The 11,608-nt window shown below is 43.9% G+C and carries 8 protein-coding genes, 1 tRNA gene and 1 pseudogene; 3 read left to right on the top strand and 7 right to left on the bottom strand.

Annotation, left to right across the window (positions count from 1 at the left end):
• Positions 1 to 48: 48 nt before the first annotated feature.
• From G5T77_RS16735 to G5T77_RS16725, 3 genes are all read right to left on the bottom strand, one after another.
• Positions 49 to 124, bottom strand: a tRNA-Val gene (locus G5T77_RS16735).
• A 510-nt stretch (positions 125 to 634) separates the two neighbouring features.
• Positions 635 to 1,147: a cell wall-recycling L,D-carboxypeptidase ElsL gene (gene elsL / locus G5T77_RS16730; RefSeq protein WP_159123377.1), complete on the bottom strand. Its 513-nt coding sequence runs from the start codon at positions 1,145 to 1,147 to the stop codon at positions 635 to 637.
• The gene (locus tag G5T77_RS16725; protein ID WP_125278257.1) at positions 1,144 to 1,581 is read right to left on the bottom strand and encodes a YbaN family protein; all 438 of its coding nucleotides are present in this window, start codon (positions 1,579 to 1,581) and stop codon (positions 1,144 to 1,146) included. Before G5T77_RS16725 ends, elsL begins: the two co-directional genes overlap by 4 nt.
• Positions 1,582 to 1,669: 88 nt before the next feature.
• Between G5T77_RS16725 and G5T77_RS16720 the strand changes: the two genes are divergently transcribed.
• The 3 genes from G5T77_RS16720 (at position 1,670) to dapE (ending at position 4,070) form a co-directional block, all read left to right on the top strand.
• The gene (locus tag G5T77_RS16720; RefSeq protein WP_004784973.1) at positions 1,670 to 2,545 is read left to right on the top strand and encodes a DUF1853 family protein; all 876 of its coding nucleotides are present in this window, start codon (positions 1,670 to 1,672) and stop codon (positions 2,543 to 2,545) included.
• 115 nt (positions 2,546 to 2,660) lie between these two features.
• Complete coding sequence (locus G5T77_RS16715; RefSeq protein WP_004784975.1) at positions 2,661 to 2,810, top strand: entericidin A/B family lipoprotein; 150 nt, start codon at positions 2,661 to 2,663, stop codon at positions 2,808 to 2,810.
• Between the two features lie 123 nt (positions 2,811 to 2,933).
• The gene (gene dapE / locus G5T77_RS16710; protein WP_004784977.1) at positions 2,934 to 4,070 is read left to right on the top strand and encodes a succinyl-diaminopimelate desuccinylase; all 1,137 of its coding nucleotides are present in this window, start codon (positions 2,934 to 2,936) and stop codon (positions 4,068 to 4,070) included.
• A gap of 60 nt (positions 4,071 to 4,130) precedes the next feature.
• Here the strand turns inward: dapE and G5T77_RS16705 are convergent, their stop codons facing one another.
• The 4 genes and pseudogenes from G5T77_RS16705 to G5T77_RS17325 all read right to left on the bottom strand — a co-directional run.
• Complete coding sequence (locus G5T77_RS16705; RefSeq protein WP_004784978.1) at positions 4,131 to 4,589, bottom strand: hypothetical protein; 459 nt, start codon at positions 4,587 to 4,589, stop codon at positions 4,131 to 4,133.
• On the bottom strand, positions 4,590 to 9,107 hold the full coding sequence (locus G5T77_RS16700; protein ID WP_166137675.1) for an Hpt domain-containing protein: 4,518 nt from the start codon (positions 9,105 to 9,107) through the stop codon (positions 4,590 to 4,592). It abuts the gene before it with no gap.
• Positions 9,108 to 9,274: 167 nt separating this feature from the next.
• On the bottom strand, positions 9,275 to 11,344 hold the full coding sequence (locus G5T77_RS16695) for a methyl-accepting chemotaxis protein (protein WP_166137678.1): 2,070 nt from the start codon (positions 11,342 to 11,344) through the stop codon (positions 9,275 to 9,277).
• Between the two features lie 46 nt (positions 11,345 to 11,390).
• Positions 11,391 to 11,608: pseudogene (locus tag G5T77_RS17325) on the bottom strand (hypothetical protein); the annotation flags it as partial.

The following is an 11,608-nucleotide window of genomic DNA, read 5'->3' as shown; positions in this document are numbered from 1 at the left end:
CAACTGAACTACCGCTGCACTATAAGTGTCTCAACTTTGAAAGAAGCTTGGTGGGCGCTGACGGGATCGAACCGCCGACATTCTGCTTGTAAGGCAGACGCTCTACCAACTGAGCTAAGCGCCCTTTCAAATCGACTTCATCGCTTGATGAGGTGCATTATAGAGAATCTTCACAGACTGTCAAACGCTTTTCTGACTGTTTTCTGCTTTTTCGGTGTGAGTGATTAAAAAATAGGTTGATTGTTAAAAAAAACAACACTTTTTGTTTATTTTTTAAGTCTATACCGATTTTTTAAAGATACTCTGTGAAACTAAAAGCCGGATTTTTACGGTTTTACTCATGAAAATTGAGACCAGAACATGCAACAGACTTCAGTATTGCTGAAAGATTATACAAAGCCTAGCTCACCGCAACGTTGTGATCCTATAATCTTTATTTTAAGAGCTTGCAGCCTTGTAAGAACAAATTGATGACTTTTATTGGCGGGCTATAAATCCTGTTTCTAACTCTATTTGTCTATAAAAGTAGAGTACATAGATGATCGATGACCTCATCTACTTTCCCTTATTTAAATAGAAGATATTTCAATTAATTTTAAATCATCCACAAATTTTCTTATGTCATTTAAGTCATTTAAACAGTCAGATTCAAAGGCTGTTCTGAAATATAGACCAGTGCATCTTCATTCACCAGTTCAAACAGCTCGGCCACATCCGTATTCCGCATGCGGATACAGCCATGTGACATTGCAATACCCATCGGCTCAGAATCAGGCGTACCATGAATATAGATATAACGTTGGTAAGTATCACAACCCTCGCCCTGGTTAAAACCTTCTTCAAGCCCACTTAGCCATAAGATCCGGCTGAGAATCCAGTCTCGCTGCGGGAATTGCTGTGCCAGTTCTGCATTATAAATTTCACCTGTCGCTTGACGGGCAATAAACACACTATTTAAAGGTGTCTGCTGGCCAAACTTTTCAGCGACTTTATGCCATCCACGAGGCGTCTTGCCACTATTTTCTGCTTCACCTATGCCATTCTTACCCGTAGAAATCAGGTACTGCTTATTATATTTTGGCAAATATAGTTTTTGTTGGGCGAGATCAATCAGGATTTCTGCCTGATCCAGCTGCAAATGGCTCATGACTTCTCTTTCTCTGTCTTGATAGTTTCTAGTTCTACTTTCTTTGTGGCCATGTGTTCTGGATGGATTATGTCCTGAACTGGTTCGGGTCGACGCCATAACCAGATCGCCACAATCAGCATGGTCACATCAGTAAAGATTTTGACTGCCAGCGGTGCTGTCGTAAATAACATGATAATGCCACTGATGAACATCATGATACTGGCCAGCCATTTGGCCTTGCGTGGCACAGTACCATTGGCACGCCAGGCTCTTAAAGTCGGACCATATTTTGGATGATTCAGCAGCCATGCATCCATCTGTGGCCAGCCTTTGGATGCCGCCCAAGCCGCCAGAATTAAAAATACTGTAGTTGGCATGCCGGGCAAGATTGCGCCGATAAAACCCAGTACGACAAATAGTACGACCAGGCTTCGCCAAAACAATATTTTCATAAATCGGTCCTACCCACAAAATTAGGGGTAGTATAAAGTGTTTTTAAAATCTGTCCGTTGTATTTGTGCACTTTTCACAGGATGTGCTATGCCCTTTTCCAGTCTAAATCATCATCTTGTAGAAGCATGGCAATATTATCAGCATCCTTTGGTGCGGCAACTGGCATTTGCTGTCGGTAGTCCAAACCTTCTGTCTCAAATTCCAGACGAACTTGAAGTCGTCCATGCTTTTGACTTACATGATTCTGAGACTTGGCAACATCACCTGCAAAATTATCATCCACGTCTGAAATATCTGGACCGGCATCCAGAAGAGCTGGAGCAATTCGTGCAGCAGCTTAAAAGCACCCGGCTGGGTTTGCGCTTTGAAATGCTGGTCTGGTTCTGGCTGCTGGATGATGCCTATCATCCTTATAAGCTTTTAGGTCATAGCATTCAGAAAATTGACGGCGCTAAAACACTGGGTGAACTGGATTTTCTGTTATTCAATACAGAGGCTGGTCTGACTGAACATTGGGAAGTGGCGCTGAAATACTACCTCGCAGAAGCCGATTTTAGCCTGCCAAACTGGTATGGCCTAAACCGCACCGATACTTTAATCCGTAAAATGAAGCATTTTACCCAGAAACAGTTTCAGTTTGATGAGGCTCTGGATCAGCAGATTGAGCAGCGTTTCTGCATGTTAAAAGGCCAGCTTTATCTTCCAGTACATCGTGCAGATCAGACCTTACCTGACTGGGTCAATACCCAACGTCGCATAGGCTTATGGGGTCAGCAGATTCCCGACCCAGCGGCTAACTTCTATCGTTTACAACGTCATGAATGGATTTATCCTAATGCGCAGATCAGCAGTTCAAGTCCCTATTGGTGGACAAATGGACTTTATAAAAAGGCTGATCAAGAGGATTTTTATATGTATCGCAGCCCGCTTCTACTACCCTTTCCTGCGCATAAACCCTTTTAAAACATTACATTTATTAACCGAAGCACTATGAAAACCACATATTTTTTATGTCGTATATTTTCTAATCTTAGTTCCACATCATAATAATTTTATTATCGATAATACGGAGATGATGATGAAAAAAATTCTTGCTGCTTCATTGGTAATGGCTTTTGTTTTAACTGGCTGTAACACTGTCAAAGGTGTGGGTAAAGACGTTTCTAAAGCAGGCGAAGCTGTAACAGGCACTGCAGAAAAAACTTCTGAAGAAATCCGTCAAAACTAAACTCTTTCTAGCTTCTCCACAAACCCTATCTCAGATAGGGTTTTTTTATGCAGAACATTCACATTACAGGCCATATTCGCCTATCATAGAGCCGACAAATTTATCGACTTATGAATCCATCGTATGACATCTTCCGCGACTCTTGATTTAAGCCTGCAATTATTACGTCAGCCTTCTGTGACCCCTATTGATCATGACTGCCAGAATATCATGGCAGAACGTTTGAAGAAGGTGGGTTTCAATATTGAATCAATGCGCTTTGAAGATGTTGATAATATTTGGGCGCGTAAAGGTACTGAAGGCCCGGTTTTCTGTTTTGCTGGCCATACCGATGTTGTGCCAACCGGCAACCTGGATGCCTGGAACTCTGACCCATTTGCGCCAGAAATTCGTGACGGCAAGCTATATGGCCGTGGTAGTGCCGACATGAAAACCGCCTTGGCTGCGATGGTTGTAGCCACTGAACGTTTTGTCGAAAAATATCCGAATCATAAAGGTTCAATTGCCTATCTGATCACTTCAGATGAAGAAGGTCCATCGATCAATGGTACGGTAAAAGTGATTGAAACTCTGGAAGCCCGTAACGAGAAAATTACCTGGTGTCTGGTAGGTGAACCATCAAGTACCAACAAACTGGGTGATATTGTCAAAAATGGCCGTCGTGGTTCATTGAATGCCAACTTGACTGTAAAAGGCAAACAAGGTCATGTAGCTTATCCGCATCTTGCAGTGAATCCAATTCATACAGCATCTAAAGCCATTGCCGAACTCTGCGAAACAGTCTGGGATAATGGCAATGAATACTTCCCTGCGACGTCTTTCCAGATTTCAAATATCAATGCCGGTACCGGTGCAACCAACGTTGTTCCAGGTACGATGAACCTGCTCTGCAACTGGCGTTATTCAACTGAAGTGACTGCTGAAGAACTAAAAGCACGTATGCTTGAAATTCTGGATCGTCATGGTGTGGACTATGATATTTCATGGACTTTATCTGGCCTGCCATTCCTGACACCAGTAGGTGAGCTGGTGAATGCCGCTAAAGATGCCATTTTAACTGTGACTGGTACTGAAACTGAATTATCAACTTCAGGCGGCACCTCAGATGGTCGTTTTATTGCGCCTACCGGTGCACAAGTCCTAGAACTCGGTGTACTGAATGCCACAATCCATCAAATTAATGAGCATGTCGATATTGCAGACCTTGAACCACTGGCTGAAATTTATGAGCAGATTCTGGTGAACCTGTTAGCCAATTAATCACCAGATGTAAAAAAAGGAACTCAGAAGAGTTCCTTTTTTTATGTGCTTTGTAATGAATTACAAGCCAATTGAAGACTGAATATAACCCATTTGCGGGATGTGAAATAACTGATCCCCCATACGCACATACTGGAATACTGCGGGGTCAGTCACTTGCTGATCAGCATCGACGACTTCAGAAATACGCAGACGAATGGTTTTCGGCATTTCATTACACATCAGGGCAAAACGCTGATGCACCTCATCTCCTTCAATCACCAGCGCCACACCACTTTTACGTGTAGGATCATTAACTGCATAAACCGGTAATTGCGCATCATGCCACTCAACCACTTTAACCTGGGTATCACTATCCAGTGCAGACAGGACAATATTTTGTGGTAACAGCATTGGATCTTTGCCGTGACAGTCAATAATATAAGCATCAATAAATCCGGTAGATACCGTAATTAAATGCTGAAGTTCCTGCTGACTTATCTGATCAGCCATTTTGGCATTAGTCGTATTCTGACTCATTTATGACCCCTGTTTTTCAGCAATTAACTGTTGAATATTCGCCAGTAATTCAGCTTCCTGGAACGGTTTGCCCATGTAGTGGGTTACGCCCAGACTGAAAGCACGTTCACGGTGTTTTTCACCAGTACGTGAAGTAATCATGATGATTGGCAGGTCACGGTGAATATCGTGGTGACGAACCAGGTTCGTGACCTCAAAACCATCCATACGCGGCATTTCAATATCCAGCAGCATCAGATCCGGACGGACATTTTCAAGCTGCTCAATCGCATCTACACCATCTTTGGCGGTGACTATATCATAGCCCTGACGCTCAAGTAGACGCGAGGTCACCTTACGTACAGTCACCGAGTCATCCACGATCATTACCAGACGGCGAGCATTGCCAGAACGTGAACCATCGCGTTGATCCTGCATGTGTTTCACACGCTGCGTACCATGGATCTGACGAGCAATATTCTGACCATCCAGAATCAGACAGACCTGACCATCACCGAGAATTGTCGCACCGGTCACTACACCAATATTGGCGAACTGATGGCCGATTGGTTTCACCACGATCTGTGCACGTGAACCGACGAGTTGATCGACTAACAAGGCAATAGTTTGACCACTATTCCCTTTAATCAGCAATACTGGTAATGAATGCGCCACATTATTCAGACGAGGAATTGGCTGATTCGATACGAACTCAGACAGGTAACGCAATTTGTAATTAACGCCATCAATCTTGAAGAAATCGTCTTTACTGTTGAAGTAAGTTTCCAGAGTAGATGGTGCAATACGTACAATACGGTCGATTTGCGCCAGAGAAACGGCGTATTGCTGATCGCCCACTTTTACCATCAAGGCATCGCTGACCGCTACAGTCGTCGGTACGCGAATAGTGAAGGTTGTGCCTTTGCCGACTTCAGAGCTGACAGATACGTGACCACCCAGCGACTTGATCTCGCTTTGTACTACATCCAGTCCGACGCCACGACCTGAAATCTGGGTTACAGATTTAGCAGTACTGAAGCCTGGATGGAAAATGAATTGCAGTAGCTCTTCCGAATCCAGCGTCTGATCTTCTTTGATCAGGCCTTGGCTCAGTGCTTTCTCACGAATCTTCTCAGCATCGATACCTTTACCATCATCACTAAATGAGACGATGACATCTGTACCCTGACGGCTAATATTCAACAGGATTGAACCGACTTCTGGTTTATTCAGGGCAATTCGATCTGCTGTATCTTCCAGACCATGGTCAATCGCATTACGTAGCATATGCTCGAATGGCGTTACCAGACGTTCCAGAATATTACGGTCTAATTCACCTTCACTATTCTGAACAATCAATTCAGCTGGACGGTTCAAAGTCGTAGAAGTCTGACGTACGATACGTTGTAAACGTGGCAACATCCGGTCAAACGGTACCAGACGAGTACGCATCAGGCTTTCCTGAATCTCGGCCTGAATCCGTGATTGTTGCAATAACAAACCTTCAGTTTCACGAATCTTGTCAGATAGAGTGCTCTTGAAGTCAACCAAGTCCGAAGCAGATTCCGCTAACGACTTGGACAACTGATTCAGGGACGAATATTGGTCCATTTCCAGTGGGTCAAAGTCTGCATAACGCGAGTTTTCTGAACCGTGTTTGGCAATAATTTGAGATTCTAGCTCGCCTTCCATTCGGCGCAACTGATCCGCCAGACGCTTGATCGCCAGTTCCATCTCGTTCAGAGTATTACCGAGCTGACCCAAATCCATCTCGATACGCGAACGGTTAATTGCATTCTCGCCTGACAGGTCGATCATCTTCTCAACCAGATCAGCAGAGATACGGATCATCTCGTGGCTGGTATCGGTATTACCGGTATCAACCCATTCGCCCATCATACGTGGTGGCTCAGTACCATCACCTTCGACAAACTCGAAGCTATTTTCTGTGACCAGCGTTTCTGTTTTAGCCAAACGTTCCGGCAGCTGCGCAGTAACATCCACATAAGCAATCTTTTTCAGGCTGCTTTGGATCTGTTCAAAATTGCTATAGTCATGCTGGAAGATCGCTTGTCTTAACCAAGCCAGTGTTTTTTGCAGCAGGCCATCATAAGCATTCGAGTTAAAGTGATATACCGCAAACTGTTCGAATGTGGTTTCCAGTTCATACGCAATGCTGGCCACCTTTTCGTTTTCAACCATGCGCGCACCACCCTTGATACTGTGGGCAGCACGTTGTAATTGAAGCAATAAGCTACGGTCACTACGCTGATCAAACCATTGGTTCAGCAGTTTTTCGGTATTGTCGAGAATCTCTTCTGATTCTTCCAGGAAGGTTTCTTCAACAATCGACTTCAGTTCATCTTCTTCAGAGCGTTCTTCTGCTACAACTTCAACTGCTTCAGTTAAGGTTTCTGTTTCAGTAAGCTCAACTTGTTCATCTTCTAAGCCTAAAGCTGGCTCTAGATCTGAATCTGTATTTTCTGATGCAATCTCTTCCGGTGCATCATCTACTGTCTCTACAGATTCAGTAGTAGCTTCTGCATATTCAAACTCGACAACAGGAATCGATGTTTCTACCGGAGCTGCAACAGCTTGACCAGCCACCAATGCCTGAATATTTTGCAGAATCGAAATTGCTTCAACCGCTGGATAATCGATACCTTCATCACGGATCGACTGGATACGGTCAGAAACGTTATCTTGCACCAGACGAATGATTTGAATCAAAGTAGGCGTTACTGCAATCTGCTGACGGATGATTCGCTCATAAATACTTTCCAGTTCGTGCGAGATCGAACCGATATGAGAAGCGGTAATCATGTTTGCACCACCTTTTAAGGTGTGCAAATGACGCATCAGATTGTTAAGTGAAGTCGTATCATCCTGCTTCTTACTCCAGGTATTCAGATCTTCATCAATACCCACCAGTAATTCATCTGCTTCTTCGAGGAAGATATTCAGTAGATCCTCATCGAAATCACGCTGAGTTTCTGCGCTGTCAATGTATTGGCGATCAGAAGCAATACGCTGACTTAAAGCAGCAAAGTCAATGCTGGCTGTGGTTGCAGCTTCAGGAATAGAAATTTCTTCTGATACTTGTTCAGCAGGGATATTGTCTTCGGCAAAGATTTCCAGGTCCTGCTGTACAAATGCAGCCAGTTCACTCAAGGTTTTTTGCGTATCATCATTCAGAATGACACGCTGGCCTGCTGCTAGGGTATCGAATAAATGAATGAATTCCTGATGTGCCTGGGCAAACAGCTCATAAGCATAATCACTATTCAGCAGTACCGGTTTTTCCAGCAAGGCATCATAAGCAGATTTTAAATCTGTCGTAAACTCATGAATACCCAGTGCGGCACGGTTATCTGTATGTGCAAGCAGCTCGGCAGCCTGCTCGCTTAAAGCCTGAATATATTCCGGATAATCGACTTTAGCCCGTTTATCGAATTCAAATTCGGCATCCAGCAACAGGTCAATCTCCAGTTCAACCAGCTTAGTCACCAGACCTTGGGTTTCAACTGTTTCCGTTTCAGTGGCTGCGAAGCCATAATCATTCCAGACACGCTCAAAAGTCGCATACACTGCTGCCAGTTTGCTGCTATCACCCTGACGTAACAAATGCAGATAGTCACTGACAAATTCAGCATACTGGATTAATACAGCAGTTTCTTTTGAGGTAGATGCAATTTCATCCTGAAGCAGTGTTTTAAACAGATGTTCTACTTTAGAGCTGGCCTCGAAGATTTCTTCGATCTGTGCCATGGACGAACTGCCGCGCAAAGTATGAATAGCACGAATCAATGCATTATAATCCTGCACTTTTTCATTTTCGCTACGCAGGAACTTGGCAATCGTTTCGAGATGCTCTTCCGCTTCCTCGATAAAGATCGCCACGGTTTCTTCTACATCACTACGTGCAGCATCTTCACTATCAGCTTCTTCAAGCTCAAATTCTGTTGTGCTTATTTCTATTGCTGCAGTTGTATCTTGATCTTCAGCCGAATCACCTAGCTCAAGACCTGTGATCTGGCCTTCGGCAGTCAGACTGTCTGCCAGTTGCAAGAGTTCTTCTAAAGCCGGTTCAGGTGTCATTTGTTGTTGTAATTGCTGACCTAAAAGCACGACTGGGCGCAGGTCAACATCGAGTTCCTGCACCTGTTTGAATTTTGGATATAAAGTAAACTGGTAAATATTCAGTACAGCTTTGGCATACTGTTGAATCGTAGGCGTTAACTGGATCGAACCTGAAAGTACCCGGTTTAAGGTATCTTCCACTGCCCATGCAATTTCACCCGCAGATTTAGCCCCCACCATACGGCCTGAACCTTTCAGGGTATGAAAATGGCGGCGAATGGTTTTCAGGTTTTCCTGATGAGCCGGATCACTCAACCATTCTGGAAATAAAGCATTTAACTCAACGAAAATTTCTTCGATTTCCTCGACAAAAATTTCAAGAATTTCTGCATCTTGATCAAGATAACTGTCTTCAGGAAGCGTTGTCGTTTCAACTAAATTTTTTAATATTTCTTTCATAGCTAATGCTTCTTACGTTGTGCCGCCAAGAAGGGCGCTCAAACTTAATTGTGACCGTCACGCGAGACCTATCCTTAATAGTTAGGTCCATCTTGTCGAGGCTTTATCTGTATTTCTGAATGTGCCTCAACCTGGGTTAAGGCACACTCCCCTCATACTTTCTGACTTTATTCGGGTAGTTTAAAGTCAGATACAGATTCACGTAATGCATCGGCCATGTTCGCCAATTCAGATACCGAACGTGCTGTATCGAAGGTTGCACTCGTAGTTTGTGAAGTAATTTCCTGTACGACATTCATCGTGGTCGCAATATGACCTGCAGATGCTGACTGAAGTTTCGCAGCATCGGAAATGTTTGCAATCAGTTTTGCCAGGTTATTCGATACGTTCTGAATCTCATCTAGTGCCACACCGGCATCTTTAGACAAGTTCGCACCACGTACAACTTCGGCTGTGGTTTGTTCCATTGAAATTACGGCTTCGTTGGTATCGGTCTGAATGGTTTTTACCAGGCCTTCAATCTGTTTAGTTGCAGATGCAGAACGTTCCGCAAGACGCTGGACCTCATCCGCTACCACGGCGAAACCACGACCAGCTTCACCCGCCATCGACGCTTGAATCGCTGCGTTCAAAGCCAGGATGTTCGTTTGGTCGGCAATATCGTTAATCAGGGCGACGATGTTACCAATTTCTTGTGAAGATTCACCCAGACGTTTAATACGTTTCGACGTTTCCTGAATCTGTTCACGAATCGTATCCATACCTTCAATTGAACGGTGTACAACGTCTGCACCATTTGCAGCAATTTGTACTGAACGTTCCGCAACGACTGCAGATTCTTCCGCGTTGGCAGATACCTGGTCAATGGACATCGCCATTTCGTTAATCGCAGCAGATGCACCGGCAATTTCTTGTGCCTGGTGTTCAGATGCTTCTGCTAACTGGTTGGTAATGCTTTGAGTTGTCGCTGTATATTGCGCAACTTCTTGAGAAGTTTCGGTAATACGAGATACCAGGTCACGTAATTGGTCGATCGCGAAGTTAATCGAGTCGGCAATCGCACCGGTAAAGTCTTCCGATACTGTTGCATATGAACGTAAGTCACCATCCGCAAGGTCAGCAATCTCGTCCAGTAAACGTAAAATCGCATTCTGGTTACGGTCATATTCTTCCTGAAGACGGGTTACACGTTGTTTATCTGATGCACCACGTAGGGTTAACAGGCGGAATACACACAGCAGGAAGCCGATCAATAACAGAATTAACAAAACCGCTGGAACGATTGTTTTCAGACCAGAGTTACCAGACAGTTTGTTCAGGTTATCGAGCAGGGCATCAGATTGCGAGAAAATTGATGCAGATGCCTGACGTACTTTTACGATTTGCGCAGAGTTTTTCAGGATTGTCGCAGATGCTGATTCAAGTACATCATCATATTCCGCTTTGATGCCTTCTAGAGACTCGCGCAGGTTAGGATCAGTAATACGTTGTACACCCAGTTCAGCAGAACCGTTTAACTGTGCATTTAAGTATGAACCGAAAGTTTCGGTATCGGCACTGAAGTCATCCGCTGATTCACGTGAACCGTCGTTACCGGTCAATACCAAACTGATCGAACGTAAAATACGTTCCGCAATAAATACCTGGTTTTTCGCAATAACCACCTGGTTAGACGGCATGTCTTGACGCGCCATCTGGTCGACCATCAAGTTATATTCGGCCTGAATCCCCGGGATCGCTTCACCAATCGCAATGTTGGTGTCATATAACTGGTTAATGATTTTTTGTTGCGATGCAATCAGGTCAATACTAGAAGACACTTCTGTCCACTGTTTATCTACTGCTTGTAGCGCTTCATTATTGGAGTGAATATTTTTTACAGTCTCAAGGTTTTCAGCAAAAGCTTTTTGAGAATCTGTCAGGTTTTTCATCGCCTCAGGTGTACCAGAAGCCGTTGCTTCAGTCGCCTGACGAGAAATGGTTTGTGAAAGCAGACGTAAATCACCCAGACTTTGTGTCAGCTGGTTGGCACGTGGCACACTGTAGAAAAGATACAATAAAGTGATGGTTGCTGCTAACAGACAGCCGGCTGCACCATAAATAAACGGTTTAGACTTTTCACTATCACCAAATACACGTGACAACTGATCTGTTTGTGATTGAATCTTGGATAAAAAAGTATTGCCACTTTTGCGGCTACCTTCACCTGTATTTTTCTTTTTAAGTTTAAAGCCCATGCAGCCTCTCCCCGATTTACGTCTTTATTACTTTCGTGCGCGACGTTTAATTTATAAATTTTATAGATGCGTTCATAAATTTTGGATTTTGCAACAGACGACTGAATAAGAACACATGCCATTGTTGGTTATGCTGGTGGAAAAATCCCTGACAGTATTCTTGTAAGTTATTAGGGTGTGTTGACACTTTTAGCTTAAAAAAATAGCGAAGTAGTAAAATCAAATCACCAAACCCAATTTTACTATTCGCTATGCCTCGTACCA

It is taken from the genome of Acinetobacter sp. GFQ9D191M, from assembly GCF_011174875.1.
In the GTDB taxonomy this organism is placed as follows: Bacteria; Pseudomonadota; Gammaproteobacteria; order Pseudomonadales; family Moraxellaceae; genus Acinetobacter.
This window is presented reverse-complemented; position numbering and strand designations above follow the sequence as displayed.

Coding starts and splice junctions, on each gene's coding strand:
- elsL (WP_159123377.1), bottom strand. CDS start 1,147: ATGAGCCATTTGCAGCTGGATCAGGCAGAAATCCTGATTGATCTCGCC.
- G5T77_RS16725 (WP_125278257.1), bottom strand. CDS start 1,581: ATGAAAATATTGTTTTGGCGAAGCCTGGTCGTACTATTTGTCGTACTG.
- G5T77_RS16720 (WP_004784973.1), top strand. CDS start 1,670: ATGCCCTTTTCCAGTCTAAATCATCATCTTGTAGAAGCATGGCAATAT.
- G5T77_RS16715 (WP_004784975.1), top strand. CDS start 2,661: ATGAAAAAAATTCTTGCTGCTTCATTGGTAATGGCTTTTGTTTTAACT.
- dapE (WP_004784977.1), top strand. CDS start 2,934: ATGACATCTTCCGCGACTCTTGATTTAAGCCTGCAATTATTACGTCAG.
- G5T77_RS16705 (WP_004784978.1), bottom strand. CDS start 4,589: ATGAGTCAGAATACGACTAATGCCAAAATGGCTGATCAGATAAGTCAG.
- G5T77_RS16700 (WP_166137675.1), bottom strand. CDS start 9,107: ATGAAAGAAATATTAAAAAATTTAGTTGAAACGACAACGCTTCCTGAA.
- G5T77_RS16695 (WP_166137678.1), bottom strand. CDS start 11,344: ATGGGCTTTAAACTTAAAAAGAAAAATACAGGTGAAGGTAGCCGCAAA.